Here is a 13,362-nt window from a genome sequence, read left to right as displayed (position 1 = left end):
CCTTAATAAAAAGAGAACCTGAAATCAAGTTTTCAGGTTCTCTTTTTATTTTGATTTTTGTTCAAGACAGCATCTTAAGCCTTTTGTTATAACGCCGCATCAAAACAGCGACTATAACAGCGGTAACCATTTCCGTTATGGGCATTGCAAACCACAGCGCTTCCGCGCCGAACAGAGCGGGCAGCGTATAAATAAGCAGTCCGCTCACCACCATTCCACGCAGGACAGACACTGCAAGGGAGGCCTTCGGCCTCATGATGGCCTGGAAATAATAGGTCGAATAAATATTATAGGTTAACAGCAGAAAGGAAATAAAGTATTTCCGCATGATATCCGGGGCTATGGCCAGTACCTCTGGCGTCGGGCTCATAAAGAGGCGGATGAGCGGCTCAGGCAACGCCATTGTCAGGGTCGTCCACACAATACTCAGCACCGCAACTGTGATCAGGCTCAGCCTCAGTGTTTTCCGGATACGCTCCCCTTTTTCTGCGCCATAGTTCATAGAAATGATGGGCTGAGCTGCCTGTCCCACACCGTAGGCACAGGCCTGCACCAGGGTGTTGACATTGATGATAACACCGTAAACCGCCAGCGCCGGGCTGCCGCTGTATTTCATAATCTGATTATTAAACATCATGGATAAGATCCCCATGGCGATATCAATGAAAAAAGTCGAAAATCCTGTGAGCACGATCTGACGGGTCATATGACCAAAGCCCACGGGCCTTTCAAATCTGAGACGGCATTTTTTACTCAGAATGTGGCTGCATAAAATACAGATTGACAGCACCTGTCCCAGAGCTGTCGCCAGACCTGCACCGCTGATCCCCATGTCACATACAAAGACAAAAATATAATCCCCGATAATGTTAAAAACACCCCCTGCCATGACAGCCACGGTCGCCGTTGCCGGCGCATTGTCATTTCGTATAAAGGCGGCAAAAAACTGCCCGAACACAAACAGCGGCGCCACAAATTTTATCCAGAAAAGGTATTTTCCCGCCAGCCCTAAAAGCAGGTCATCCGCACCAAACAAACGCAGCAATGCATCCTGAAAGAAAATAATGCCCAGCCATGAAAGTACAGCGACAACAGCGGCACCGATGAATGCCATTGTGTAAAAGCTGTTCCCGCGGCTTTCATCTCCCGCGCCTTTTGCCGCACTCATCAAAACAGAACCGCCGATACCGAACAGCAGGCCCAGACTGTAGATAATATTCCAGACAGGCGCCACGGTCGCCAACGCAGCCACACCGTCTGGCCCTTCATACTGCCCCACCATTACACAGTCCACCAATGAGTAGACGGATACGATCAGCGCACTGCCAAAGGATGCGAACAGATATTTAAAGTATATCTTTTTCAGATTTCCCTTCAGTAAGTCCATTGTACTGCTCCTCTATTTTCTAGTTTTCCCGGAAACGAAAAAAAGCCAGATAAAATGGTATCAACCATCTTATCCAGCGTATCAATCTCATAGACTGCACACCCTCCGATGAACGCCTCTATTTTAGCAAAAGGTTTTTAGAATGTCAATATATAATAAGCGGTTTAGGCAAAGGGAATGACGATCTCCGTCATATATTTATTTTCGTTTCCCCTGAAAATAGCGCCCGGTCCTTTCATGTATATTTCCCGTGATGGAGTCAGCAGCTTCAGGTCCTGTGCCCTGGAGTAATCCAGCAATGCCTTGTAGGCGTGATTAAACTGGCTGTAGCTGCCCTGATGTGTGGTCGAAACAGCACGTTCCACTGCCGGAAGCGTTCTGCACTCAATGCCATCGGCTTCAATATAGCGCTTGACAGGCACACAGATTTCGATATCCGCTTTTTCCTGGTAGGCTTCGTTGTAGTACAGGTTAAAGGGGACCCCGCCAGCGTTCCCCTTCACCGCTTTATAGATCCTGGCGATATATTTCCCCACCTCACTGTAAAGACCCTGGTAGCGGATAGATGCGACCATTACAGGTTCCAGACGTTTTACTTCAATTTTATACTGCATAGGGCTTTCCTTCTGACCAGTTGGTCCGATATAGAGGGAGATTTTTTTCAGCAGCTCCTTTTCCTTTTCAATTTTATGCTCGATCATTGCTTTCTTTTCTTCCAGAAAATAGGCCAGATCGGTGTCTTCGTCAAAGTTTTCCATGACATCCCGCAGCTCGGAGATGGAAAAGTCAAAGGACCGCAGCAGCGCAACCAGCTGTGCCCGTTTGAAATCCTCTTCGCTGTAGTAGCGGTAGCCATTCTGGCTGTCCCGATGGGATGGCACCAGGATTCCCTGCTCATCATAGTAGCGCAGAGCCTTGACTGTTAAATTGGTTATTTTGGAAAATTCACTGATCCTGTACATGGTTCTCAACTCCTGTTTATTATACAGCCTTCCCCGCAGGGGAAGGTCAATCTCTTTCTACAGATACCCCAGCACCGTCTCCACCAGAAGCACTGCCGCACAGGCAAATACAGCCACTGTGACCAGCCCTTTTTCCTTCATGGCCAGAAGAATGGCGACGATCAGCCCCGCAGCGGCAGAGTACAGACTTCCAGTCGAATAGAAAATAGCCGGAAAAGTCATGGTTCCCAATACCGCGTAAGGCACATAATAGAGAAAGGATTTCACAAACTTGCTTTCTATTTTCTTTTTAAAAAGAGCCAGCGGCAGCACACGGATCAGGTAAGTAACGCCCACCATCACCAGGATGTATATCAGCAAAGTTGTCGTCGTCATATTTCTTCCTCCTCACTGATGGGAAAGAACCAGGCGCCAAAGGCCGACGCGGCAATGGTACAGATAATAATGGTAAAACCCGTTGATACCTGGCCCAGGACAGGCGCAAAAGTAAAAATACAGCTTAATGCCACTGCAAAGATCAACACCGTTCTGACGGATTTTTTCTTTCTGGCCGGCGGTATGATAATGGCGATAAACATGCCGTAAATGGCGATACCCAGGGCAGAGCGTATGAACTCTGGAAGAATGGTGCTGGCCGCAGCGCCAATGAGTGTTCCGCCGGACCAGCCAATATAAGGCATCACCATCAGGCCAAACATGTACCATTTTCCCAGTTTTCCAGGCTGCCCGCTGCTCACGGCAAAAATTTCGTCGGTGTTTCCAAAGGCGATCAGGCAGCGCTCCAGCGTGGTCACAGAGTCTTCCAGTTTTTGCGACAGGGACAAAGACATGAGCGCATACCGCAGATTGATGATCAGCTGAGTGAGCGCCATCTCCACAAAGGGCGCGCCAAGCACAATCAAATCCAGCCCGGCAAACTGCCCCGCTGAAGTCAGGTTTGTCATGGAAATAAGTACCGCAGACCAGGCAGGAATCCCCTGGGTAACGGCCATCATTCCAAAGGTAAAAGCCACCGACAGGTAGCCCAGGCCTATGGGAATCCCATCCTGCAATCCCTTTGCGAAGCTGTTGTTAATGATGATCTTTTCTTCTGTCGTTTCCATTCCTACTCCTCATAAACTGCAAATTCAATTTTTCGTACCTCATCCTCCTCACCGCAGACCCAGAGCTCGTAATCCGGAGCCAGCTCCAGACGTCTTAAAGAAACGCCTCCAGTCTGGCAGCCCTCATCAAGGATTTGGTATTCTTCCCCCTTTTGCTGTATCTCAAAGGCGCTCAGCGGCAGGGCAAAACCCAGCCCCCGGTATTTCATATAGCTTTCCTTCTGCGCCCACAGTCTGTAAAATGCCTGTGTCCGTTTTTCATCGTCCAGAGCTTCCAACCCCCGGACCTCTCCGGGCGACATAAAACGCTTTGCCAGGGACATCATCCGTTTTGTCCGGTCAATCCGCTGCACGTCCACTCCCACTGGGTTTTGGGACATGGCACATACCAGATAATCTCCCGAGTGTGAACCGTTAAAGTGCAGACTGGGGTATTCTTTCAAAAAAGGCTTTCCATAGCGGTTCTTTTCCACTTTCACCGGAACTGGCAGTCCCTTTTTCTCAAATATTTTATTTAAGAGCATCTCAACATGCACTGTTTTTCCTGTAACCGAAAAAAAATGCGTATCCAGCGTGTACACATCAATCATGGATTTTCCTCCAAAAGGTGATAACACTACTATTATACGCATTTTTTTACTGTAACTCAATTCTATTTTGAGGGAATCCCCTAAATTAATCTTTATTCTACCGCGGTATCCACTTCTTTTACGGTCTTTTTATCTTCCCCTGTGCCCGTATGCTTCTTAGCATAACGGCGCACCAGCAGCGAAGCGCCAATACTCAGCACCGCGCATACGATAAGGATCCCGAAAATAGTGGTAAAGGCCGCGTTTCCCTGTCTGTCGATCATACCACCAAACCATTGGTGCATAAAGCTTTCCGGTAAAAAGCCAATGACAGAAACCATTCCGGTTGCCGCTCCGAATACATGAATAGGTACCTTGGTTTCTGTGAGCTGTGACGAGGCGATGCCAAAGGCACCGTTTCCCACAAACCCCAGAACCACCATGATCACGGCAACGACAATGGCCATGGCCGCTGTCTTTGGCAGGATCAGAAAAGATCCGTAGCAGAGGGCAGCCACTGCGGAAATAGCCATAATAACCTTGGCCGGCGAGTTGATTTTTTCCGCTACCTTTCCAAGAATCGGCGATGAGATCAGGGTGATGCCATAGGTTCGTATCATTCCCACTACGGATACCAGCCCAAGAGACGCGCCAAAAACATTCGTCAAAAACGGCGTGGTGTAATTCATGCCCTGATAGACAAAGCAGATAAAAAACATGGAAATTGAGGCCAGCCATACACCCGGATGCCTTAACGCTTCGGCAAACTCTGACAGGTTAAAAGACTTGCCGTCGGTTTTAATTTCTCCTTCAAACTTCGGGATAAAGAAAAAGGAGAGGATGCCAAACAGCAGGATAATGGCGCCCATAATGATCAGCACCGTAGTCACTCCCCTGGTCTGGTCAGCGATCATCCCGAAAACACCGAGGGCGATCATGTTGAAGATAAGCCCCGCCACACCGTAAAGGCCGTAGCTGAAGCCAATATTCTTAGGATATTCCTCCTCAGAGGATACCAGCCGGACCAGTTTGAAACGGGTGCCCCACCAGATCAGAATAGTAGTGACTGCCATCAGCCCAAAGATAAAGAGCAGCACGCCGTAAGACGGCATGGCAGCGTACCAGAATACGGCCAAGGCCGTCGCGGCAAAGCCTACCCAGGCCAGAATCCGTACCCTGACCTTATCTGCTACAATACCAGAAGGTATATATAAAATCGTCGCCATAATGCCGTACATTCCCACCAGCGCGCCAAGCTGCTCATTGGACACGCCAAGGCCCACCATCAGCGGTTCATAAAAGACGTTTTTTAAATAAACCGGCATATAGATTATAGAGCTTCCCATACTGATAAGCACAATGAGAAACATTTTGTGAAATCTGGACAAGTCACTCAGCTTTTTTTCACCCTTTAAAAAATTCATTGATTACCTCACTTTTTATTCACATAAGGATCGCCGATCCTCCATTCTGCCTAAAGGTCAAATTTATATTGTTCCGGCAGCTCAGTGTTCAACAGCTTCTTTTGTTCCAGCGTGGTATCCGGCAGCTCATAAGCCTCCATGCGGGCATCATAGGCCTTTTTGGCGCGATCCCGGATATCGCCCTGCTCTTCGCGGGTGTTCTCCTTGCAGCCCTTGCGGTTAAACACCTCGGAGGCCAGATAGTTATCTTCCCGGTATTCCTTAGGGGTACGTCCTCCCAGAAAGTTTCCTCTTGGACCTACCTTGGTGATATCCTTCAGCGCTTTTTCCTTCCGCTTGTCTGACACTTCAAAGCCCCTGCGCAGACGCATGAGATAGCGGATGGTTTCTTCATCCATGATGAATTTTTCATAGCTGGTCAGATTAAAGCTGCCCATTGTGCCGCAGCCGTGAGGTATCATCGCCGCCTGGCTCAGCATCGGCGCCATCAGCCCTACAAAGGATTCGACACCCGCCTGGTAATCGGCCTTAAAGGCATCCCCCAGAGCGCCGCCGACACGTACCGGAATTTTATAGAAATTTGCCAGGGCAATGTGTCCCAGTGTGATCAAAGCAAATTCCGGCGCGCCCATGCACAGCTGCACATAGCGCATATCCGACATGGAGGAAAGACTGGTATATAATACCGGAAGGCCCGGATTCATGAGCTGGGATAAAACCACAATGGATAAAATCGCCGCCGCATCCTCTACAACCGATCCATACAGAGAGCCCGGAGCGGTCAGGTTCGTCATGGAGCAGGCCGTAATGCTGATGGGCTGGTTCTCCTTAATGAAGCCCATAAAATGATCCATGGCCTCCCAGCCAACACCCAGTGGTGAGATGACGCAGGTGCCGCTGTAAATAACATATTTGTCATCATAGCCATAATATTTTTTGGCAAACTGAATATTCTCGCGCACACCCTGGGCTACGCTGCCTTTTTTGTAGTTGTGGATGGTTGCGCCCAGAATATTGTAGATGGGCTTGCGGCTGTATTTCATCAGCAGCGCCGTCTGCGCCAGCAGCGAATCCTTCGTTTTATCAAGACCCGGTACGTCCACAGCGATCTCGCTGGTGACCTGCATCACATCCGAGGTGTCGATGAGCTTGTAAAAATTGACTAAATCATCGGTGTTGGTATCCGAATAAGAACCGTCAAAATTGAGTACCAGCGGTGTGCCGTTTGTCGGGATAACCACCGGGTCGTGGTCGAGGCCGACCTGTACTGTGCGGTCAAAGCCCTGCAGTTCAAAGTTTGCTGGAACGGTTTCCAGTGCTTTGTTCAAAAGAGCCTCCCCAATATAAACCGTACCGTCCTCTACCCTCGCGCCATACTGTTTAAAAATTTCAAGCGCTTCATCATTCTCAATTTTAACCCCAACTTCGCTTAAAACGCGTAAAACACCCTCATGCAGATTTTCAACATCATCCTTTGTAAAAAACACATCAGTTAAACTGTTACGAATCATTTGTCTCTCTCCTTAATCTCTCGAAAATTTTTCTAGTTAGTTGATGCTTTATATTAATGCAAGGTTTATGCCAAAACAGATTTCTCTATTTCTCACAGTTTCTTTGATTCTTATGTTTAATAAATATATTATTTTTAATACACTTATCTTATATTTCCTTTTCTATTTCTTTTATAAAGGGCTAATTAAAGGGAGTTGCCCCTTTGATTCATAAATGATACAATTGACCTGAAAATAAAACAAAAGCAGAACAAGCTTATTTTTACGAAGCAGAGAGGGCTGAAAATGAAAAAATCTGACCATGATCCTGAATACAGCGCTTACCTGAACAGCCTCCCCAGGGAAATGCTGTTGTCCATATTGGAAAATTGTTATAACGAAATTTTTGTCAATGACCGTGATGGCAGGATCGTCTATGTAAACCCGGCCTGTATCCGCCATTATGGCCTGAAGCCAGAAGATCTGGTCCACGCCAAAAACGCTGATGTTTTTCAGGGGAACTGGACGCCCATGGCTCTGGACTACGCCATTGATGAAAAGCGCATTATCTTTGCCAAGCAGCGTTTTATCCCCGCTGGCGAAGAGCTGGTTACCATTTTGACCCCGGTTCTGGATGAGGCCGGCAATATCGAGCTCATCATCGGTAATGTTCAGGAAAATGAAATCACCCACTGGGATGTTTCCTATAAGGATGACGACCTGAAAACCAGCCGTCGGCACAAGAGCAGTCATTTTAACTCCAATGAAACGCCCATCATCAGCCGTTCCTTTAACTATTGGAAAATCATCACTGAGCTCAAGCAGGTCTCAGACTCCACCATTCCAGTTCTCCTTCTGGGCGAATCCGGTACAGGGAAAACCTATGTGGCTGAGTACATCCATGAGAACAGCGGACGCGACGGGCTGTTCATCACCCTCAACTGTACCGCCATTCCTGAGTCCCTGTTGGAATCCGAGCTTTTCGGCTACGCGCCCGGAGCCTTCACAGGCGCCAGCAGCAAGGGGAAAATAGGCCTGATCGAAATGGCCAGCAACGGCACATTGTTTTTGGATGAAATCGGCGACCTGCCCCTCTACCTTCAGGCCAAGCTTCTGGATGTGCTTGAAAACCAGCGGTATATTCCCGTCGGCGGCACAAAAATGAAATATGTGAACATCCGCATCATCACTGCCACCAACAAAGATATCGACACACTGGTAAAGGAGGGAAAATTCCGAGAGGATCTGTACTGGCGTATCAGTACCTTTAATACCATTTTGCCGCCGCTGAGAAAACGGCGGGATGATGTTCTTCCCCTGTCCAACTTTTTCCTCAAGCTGTTCAACGAAAAATACGAAAAAAATAAGACCTTCTCGCAAGAGGTCCTCAGCGCCTTTATGCGCTACAGCTGGCCCGGCAATGTGCGCCAGCTCAAAAATATGATCGAACGCCTGGTGGTCGTCACCATGGGCAATATCATCGACCTCCAGAAGCTCCCGGAAACCATGTTCAGAGAAAACCACGACACCCCAGACAACACCGCCCTCACCCTTGACGAACGGGTGGAGGCATTAAAAAAGGACATCGTCCGCGACGCCTATAGAAAAAACCAGACCGTCCGCAAGGCTGCCGCCGCGCTTGGCATTACCGCCTCCAAAGCGCAACGGCTGATTAAAGAGTACTGCGGGGATTTACAAAAAGAAAATGAAGGGTAGCTCTACCCTTCATAATTTTTTCTTATAGCCTGCATTATCTGCCTGGTAGCCATTCGCTTCGTAAAAACGGCAGGCATTCTTCCGATTCTCTTCTGTTACCAGAATGATCTGGGTGCATCTGCGTTCTTTTGCCTGCTTTTCCAGAGCGCCAAGCAGAGCCTTACCAATACCGCTCTGGCATGTCGAAAAACTGCATTTTTCTTATTTTCACAGCTATTCCATCCTTTTGAGCTGCTCCATCTGTCTCCTGAAGTCCGCTTTGTTTTCCTCTGGGGTCTTGGTGGGATCAGGGGTATCGAAATAGCGGCGGCAGGGCAGCTCTCTGCATTTTCCACAATGAGGCTGTTTCCTCTCAAGGATACAGCATTCATAAATACCGCAGACATCCCCTCCGGTATACTCAAGCCAGAAAGCTTTCCCCTCAATGGCTGGACAGCCCGCACAGGTTTCAGGGTAATACTCACAGCTTGTACAGACAACGCCGCAGCAACTGATGATTTCTTTCATGATATTCTCTCCTTAAGGATTCGTGGAACAAATGGCTTCTTTAAACCCAGCATAACGGAACTAAAGTCTTCTGTCAATCTTTTTACAGTCTGTATAATAAACTTGAGAGATGAAGCCTTTTACCTAAGAAAGAAAAAACGTTCTGCGGGTACTGGCCTCACACCGATATCTGTTTCACTAAAGTTGATACTTCATCTCGCCAGTGTCCGGCTGGGCAGATAATTTTACACGATTTCTGGCCGTTATTCAAAGCGCCTGAACTTTTTTTCTTATCTGGCTAAAAGGCGCAGTTTCGAGCCGCGGCACTTTTGGCAGTTTGAAACGAAGGGCTCACACCCTTCGTTCATTGCCCATTATTCTATAAATCAACTTTTTCAAACCGCCGGATAGAAACACGGCAGGCCACAAACATGCCCAATATGTAAATGACGATTCCGGCTGCCAGAACCGGCAGTTGTCTCAGCATCATAGATGGGTTGGTAGTGTCCAGATATGTACCGGGCGCCGGAAAATGCACCAGGGCTTCCATCACAATAATATACAGCCACAGAGGGATCTGCGCTATGATAAAAGCTTTTCCAACATTATAGGCTGTTTTATAAAACTGTGTCAGAAATATTACGTTAAAAATGGTAAACATGATCAATACAAAGCCATAAAATGCAGGATTCGGCTCAATCCCTACCGGATTCGGCGGCAGCACATACGCCCGCAGAACCGCAAATGGAACAGAGATAAGCACCTCACCAAGCTCCACCAGCACTACCAGAAGGCATCTTGCCCTGACAACATCTCCTTTTGAGATGGGCAGCGCTGCGGTATAAAAGGTATCCTTGTTTTCGCGCCCGTTCTGAAAGGTAAAGAAAAGCCCTAGGCATCCAAAGAAAAACGGAACATAATAGGGATAGCCAGGAATCATCAGCATGGCGCCAAAGAACATAAAAATAAACATCGGCGGCAGACTGGTTAAAAGCAGTTCTTTATAAAGCAATGCTCTCATCATATTTTTTCCTTTCCATATGAACCATAATATCTTCCAGTGCCAATTCCGGGTCGCTTTCATTATCTTTAAGATACTGGAAATGACGGACAAATGCTTCCCGATCTTCACTGGCGAGAATGGCGCCGTCCTTAATATAGGTAATCGTATCCGCGCATTTCTCCAGGTCTGATGTGATGTGCGTAGAAAACAGGATGCTGCGGTCACCCGACTGCACCAGTTTTTCAAACAAAACCAGAAGATCATCTCTCGATACAGGGTCCAGGCCGCTGGTCGGCTCGTCAAAAATCAAAAGTCTGGCGTGGTGAGAAAGCGCCAGCGCTATGAGGTATTTAACCCGCATGCCGGCAGACAGCTGGTCCACCGTTTTACGCTCATCAAGCTCAAAAAGCTTTAAAGCCTGCTGATACTTTTCGTCATCCCATTTTTCATAAAACCGGCTGGTCACTTTTGTGATGGTCTTTAGCTTCTTTTTGGGATAGTAATCAATTCCTCCCAGCACCACACCGATATTCTGCTTGCACCATGCTTCGTTTTGATTGAAATCTTTTCCCAGCATTTCAATGGTGCCGCTGTCTGGATGGACCATATTCAGCATGGCCTTGAGGGTGGTGCTCTTTCCCGCCCCGTTTTTTCCAATAAAACCCATAATGCTGCCCTGCTTTACGTTAAAGGAAACCTCCTTTAACTCAAAAGCCGGATATTTTTTGTTGAGATTTTTGACAGATAACAGATTCATCTATTCCTCGCCTCTTTTCACTGCGTCCATGATCTGGGCGGCAAGCTCCATAAAAACATCTACCTTTACAATGGCAATACCGGCTCTCTCAGGGTCTTCATCGCCAAGAACCATCAGCCGGTCACCGGGCTTTATATCAAAAATTTCGCGTGCCTTTTTGGGAATAACAATCTGCCCCCGCTCACCCACACTTACACAGCCAAACATATGCTTATCCTTTGGTGGGATGGCCAGTCCATCCTTTTCTTTTTCATTATAATTCACAAGGTCATCCAGGCTCACATTGTACATTTCAGCCAACGCGTTGCAGTTAATGACATCCGGCGCGCTTTCGCCGTTTTCCCATTTTGCCACAGCCTGACGGCTGACGCCGATTCTGGAGGCTACCTCTTCCTGCGTATACTGGTTCATTTTCCGGAGTGCTGTCAGATTCATACTTAAATGATTTTTCATATTTTTCATACCTCCTGATACCCATTTTAACAGAATCTGACCAATTGTCTACCAACCATCATTAACAAAATATGTTTGTTCTGGTTGCATTAAAAAAGGATGCCCTGAGGCATCCTTTAAGCTTCAACCTGCTTTTTACTGATAATGGCTTTGTTTTCCCACTTTTTACTGCGGTAGCGGATATAATTAACCACCAGGCCGACGCCCCACCCCATGGGGATAGACCACCAGATCGCGCTGGAGCCGATCATTCCAGCCAGAATATACGCTGCTGCGATACGGACAACAAAGTTTGAAAGAGAGCCCATCATAAAGGCTGTGGCATCTCCCGCGCCGCGCAGCACACTGCCAGCTGAAAACATGAGTCCCATAACCACGTAAAATACTGAAACGATGCGGATATACTCAACACCAACCTGAATAACGCCCGCGTCTGCCACAGAATCCACAAAAGCTCCGATAAAGACATCCCCAAATAAAAAGATCAATCCGGAAATCGCAAGGCACATGATTACAACAATCAGAATTGTTACCTTAAAACCCTCGTAAACACGCTCTGTACGTCCAGCGCCGATGTTCTGGGCCGTAAAAGTGGACAGCGACATGGTGACGCTGAGCAATGGCTGAATCGCGATGGAGTCGATCTTAGTCGCTGCGGTATACCCTGCGATAAAAACCGAGCCAAAGCTGTTTACCAGACCCTGGATTGCCATCATCGAGAACGATACAATACACTGCTGCACCGTTGAGGGAATGGCATAGGCCAGCAGATCCTTCAGCATTTTAAAATCAAACACACAGTCTTCCCTGTGGAGCTTGAGCACCGGCACTTTAAAATAAACATAGATCAGGCAGGTAACCGCCGATACTCCCTGTGCGATCAGCGTAGCCCATGCCACACCGGCCACACCCATGTTAAAATAAATAACGAACACTAAATCCAGTACAATATTTAAAAGCGCCGCGACAATCAAAAAATACAAGGGGGTTTTTGAATCGCCCACAGCGCGGCATATTGCTGCCAGGCCGTTGTAGGTAAACAAAAAAATACAGCCCATGTAATAGATGTTTATGTAGGTGGACGCGCCTTCATAAATGTTTGCCGGCGTCTGAATCAAATGCAGCAGCCAGTCCGAAATCGCAAGGCCCAGCACGCAGACCACAACTCCGACAGCCAAAATAAAAACCATGCTGGTAAATACTGCACGGCGCATATTTTTCTTGTCTCCCGCACCAAAATACTGGGAAATAAGCACAGAACAGCCCATACTCAGCCCCATGGCGACCGCCACCAGCAAAAATACCATTGCCGCCGTTGAGCCAACCGCCGCCAGAGCATCTGATCCCACATAATTACCCACGATGACCGTGTCCACAATATTGTAAAGCTGCTGAAAAATGTTTCCGAGCAGCATGGGCAGCATAAAGATCATCAGAATTTTTACCGGCTTGCCCCGAGTCATATCATTAACCATAAATTTTCACTCTCCTCCAAAGTTTTCGTTTTAAGACGGCCTGCCTAAGCTGTCACTTTCTTGATTTAGCTTCCAAACTTTTACTGCAATCCTTTCTGACAGCTCATCGAACAAAGCCTTTTCCCCTTCTGTAAATTCTGCCATTACTTCCTCCTCCAGCTGCCTTCTGCTTTCCTTGATAACCACTACTGCCTCATTGCCGGCCTCTGTCAGATAAACGCGCTTTTCACGTTTGCTTTCACAGTTGGTTTCACGTTTAATGAGCCCCATATCTTCCAGTGCGGACAGCGTTTTTGCCACAGTTGTTTTGTTAAACTGAAAAAAACGGGCAATAGCATGCTGGTTAACACCGTCATTGTGTTTTAAATACAAAAGAATAGACTGCTCTGTATTATTGAGCTGCATACTGCCCAGGTACTTTTGAAATAAGATTTCGCTGTGGCGGTAAATGATTGAGATATTTTTAAAAAACATCGTTTCCTCCATATCGTTTGGCCGCAAACAGTTTCTTGTTAAACAGTTTACGTATAAACTATT

General features: G+C 47.4%; 15 protein-coding genes. 1 reads left to right on the top strand and 14 read right to left on the bottom strand.

The genetic code is table 11. From position 1 onward, the window contains the following. Positions 1-61 precede the first annotated feature (61 nt). From FYJ53_RS00775 to mtcB, 7 genes are all read right to left on the bottom strand, one after another. Positions 62-1,387, bottom strand: coding sequence for an MATE family efflux transporter (locus FYJ53_RS00775; protein ID WP_148429044.1), 1,326 nt, complete (start codon positions 1,385-1,387; stop codon positions 62-64). 164 nt (positions 1,388-1,551) lie between these two features. Then, the gene (locus tag FYJ53_RS00770; RefSeq protein WP_148430304.1) at positions 1,552-2,349 is read right to left on the bottom strand and encodes a MerR family transcriptional regulator; all 798 of its coding nucleotides are present in this window, start codon (positions 2,347-2,349) and stop codon (positions 1,552-1,554) included. Positions 2,350-2,406: 57 nt separating this feature from the next. After that, on the bottom strand, positions 2,407-2,724 hold the full coding sequence (locus FYJ53_RS00765) for an AzlD domain-containing protein (RefSeq protein WP_148430302.1): 318 nt from the start codon (positions 2,722-2,724) through the stop codon (positions 2,407-2,409). After that, a complete protein-coding gene (locus tag FYJ53_RS00760; RefSeq protein WP_148430300.1) occupies positions 2,721-3,452 on the bottom strand; it encodes an AzlC family ABC transporter permease in 732 nt (243 codons plus the stop codon). Before FYJ53_RS00760 ends, FYJ53_RS00765 begins: the two co-directional genes overlap by 4 nt. A 2-nt stretch (positions 3,453-3,454) precedes the next feature. Then, complete coding sequence (locus FYJ53_RS00755; protein ID WP_187368005.1) at positions 3,455-4,042, bottom strand: 4'-phosphopantetheinyl transferase superfamily protein; 588 nt, start codon at positions 4,040-4,042, stop codon at positions 3,455-3,457. Between the two features lie 92 nt (positions 4,043-4,134). Next, a complete protein-coding gene (locus tag FYJ53_RS00750) occupies positions 4,135-5,445 on the bottom strand; it encodes a nitrate/nitrite transporter (RefSeq protein WP_154556888.1) in 1,311 nt (436 codons plus the stop codon). Between the two features lie 50 nt (positions 5,446-5,495). Next, positions 5,496-6,956, bottom strand: a complete 1,461-nt coding sequence (gene mtcB / locus FYJ53_RS00745; RefSeq protein ID WP_148430294.1) for an L-carnitine--corrinoid protein Co-methyltransferase MtcB — start codon at positions 6,954-6,956, stop codon at positions 5,496-5,498. A 285-nt stretch (positions 6,957-7,241) separates the two neighbouring features. Between mtcB and FYJ53_RS00740 the strand changes: the two genes are divergently transcribed. Then, the gene (locus FYJ53_RS00740; protein WP_148430292.1) at positions 7,242-8,651 is read left to right on the top strand and encodes a sigma-54-dependent Fis family transcriptional regulator; all 1,410 of its coding nucleotides are present in this window, start codon (positions 7,242-7,244) and stop codon (positions 8,649-8,651) included. A 9-nt stretch (positions 8,652-8,660) separates the two neighbouring features. Here FYJ53_RS00740 and FYJ53_RS00735 read toward each other — a convergent pair whose 3' ends face one another. The 7 genes from FYJ53_RS00735 to FYJ53_RS00705 all read right to left on the bottom strand — a co-directional run bounded on the left by FYJ53_RS00735 (position 8,661) and on the right by FYJ53_RS00705 (position 13,299). Then, positions 8,661-8,819 (bottom strand): N-acetyltransferase, encoded by a 159-nt coding sequence (locus tag FYJ53_RS00735; protein ID WP_148430308.1) that lies wholly within the window; start codon positions 8,817-8,819, stop codon positions 8,661-8,663. 45 nt (positions 8,820-8,864) lie between these two features. Next, complete coding sequence (locus FYJ53_RS00730; RefSeq protein WP_148430290.1) at positions 8,865-9,158, bottom strand: DUF3795 domain-containing protein; 294 nt, start codon at positions 9,156-9,158, stop codon at positions 8,865-8,867. A gap of 358 nt (positions 9,159-9,516) precedes the next feature. Continuing rightward, on the bottom strand, positions 9,517-10,161 hold the full coding sequence (locus tag FYJ53_RS00725; protein ID WP_148430288.1) for an ABC-2 transporter permease: 645 nt from the start codon (positions 10,159-10,161) through the stop codon (positions 9,517-9,519). Beyond that, on the bottom strand, positions 10,139-10,897 hold the full coding sequence (locus FYJ53_RS00720) for an ABC transporter ATP-binding protein (protein ID WP_148430286.1): 759 nt from the start codon (positions 10,895-10,897) through the stop codon (positions 10,139-10,141). The genes FYJ53_RS00725 and FYJ53_RS00720 overlap by 23 nt, the downstream gene beginning before the upstream one ends. Continuing rightward, on the bottom strand, positions 10,898-11,350 hold the full coding sequence (locus tag FYJ53_RS00715) for a helix-turn-helix domain-containing protein (RefSeq protein ID WP_148430284.1): 453 nt from the start codon (positions 11,348-11,350) through the stop codon (positions 10,898-10,900). It lies immediately after the preceding gene. Between the two features lie 116 nt (positions 11,351-11,466). Further along, positions 11,467-12,825 carry an MATE family efflux transporter gene (locus FYJ53_RS00710; protein WP_090414085.1) on the bottom strand — a complete coding sequence of 453 codons (1,359 nt, stop codon included), beginning with the start codon at positions 12,823-12,825 and terminating at the stop codon, positions 11,467-11,469. A 30-nt stretch (positions 12,826-12,855) separates the two neighbouring features. Continuing rightward, a complete protein-coding gene (locus FYJ53_RS00705) occupies positions 12,856-13,299 on the bottom strand; it encodes a MarR family winged helix-turn-helix transcriptional regulator (protein ID WP_195840227.1) in 444 nt (147 codons plus the stop codon). Positions 13,300-13,362: the final 63 nt, after the last annotated feature.

It is taken from the genome of Eubacterium sp. BL-380-WT-2B (genome assembly GCF_009696115.1).
GTDB lineage: Bacteria > Bacillota > Clostridia > Eubacteriales > Eubacteriaceae > Eubacterium > Eubacterium callanderi.
This window is presented reverse-complemented; position numbering and strand designations above follow the sequence as displayed.

Bases quoted from the DNA above. Each gene is read 5' to 3' on its own strand.
- FYJ53_RS00775 (WP_148429044.1), bottom strand. From the start codon at position 1,387: ATGGACTTACTGAAGGGAAATCTGAAAAAGATATACTTTAAATATCTG.
- FYJ53_RS00770 (WP_148430304.1), bottom strand. From the start codon at position 2,349: ATGTACAGGATCAGTGAATTTTCCAAAATAACCAATTTAACAGTCAAG.
- FYJ53_RS00765 (WP_148430302.1), bottom strand. From the start codon at position 2,724: ATGACGACGACAACTTTGCTGATATACATCCTGGTGATGGTGGGCGTT.
- FYJ53_RS00760 (WP_148430300.1), bottom strand. From the start codon at position 3,452: ATGGAAACGACAGAAGAAAAGATCATCATTAACAACAGCTTCGCAAAG.
- FYJ53_RS00755 (WP_187368005.1), bottom strand. From the start codon at position 4,042: ATGATTGATGTGTACACGCTGGATACGCATTTTTTTTCGGTTACAGGA.
- FYJ53_RS00750 (WP_154556888.1), bottom strand. From the start codon at position 5,445: ATGAATTTTTTAAAGGGTGAAAAAAAGCTGAGTGACTTGTCCAGATTT.
- mtcB (WP_148430294.1), bottom strand. From the start codon at position 6,956: ATGATTCGTAACAGTTTAACTGATGTGTTTTTTACAAAGGATGATGTT.
- FYJ53_RS00740 (WP_148430292.1), top strand. From the start codon at position 7,242: ATGAAAAAATCTGACCATGATCCTGAATACAGCGCTTACCTGAACAGC.
- FYJ53_RS00730 (WP_148430290.1), bottom strand. From the start codon at position 9,158: ATGAAAGAAATCATCAGTTGCTGCGGCGTTGTCTGTACAAGCTGTGAG.
- FYJ53_RS00725 (WP_148430288.1), bottom strand. From the start codon at position 10,161: ATGATGAGAGCATTGCTTTATAAAGAACTGCTTTTAACCAGTCTGCCG.
- FYJ53_RS00720 (WP_148430286.1), bottom strand. From the start codon at position 10,897: ATGAATCTGTTATCTGTCAAAAATCTCAACAAAAAATATCCGGCTTTT.
- FYJ53_RS00715 (WP_148430284.1), bottom strand. From the start codon at position 11,350: ATGAAAAATCATTTAAGTATGAATCTGACAGCACTCCGGAAAATGAAC.
- FYJ53_RS00710 (WP_090414085.1), bottom strand. From the start codon at position 12,825: ATGGTTAATGATATGACTCGGGGCAAGCCGGTAAAAATTCTGATGATC.
- FYJ53_RS00705 (WP_195840227.1), bottom strand. From the start codon at position 13,299: ATGTTTTTTAAAAATATCTCAATCATTTACCGCCACAGCGAAATCTTA.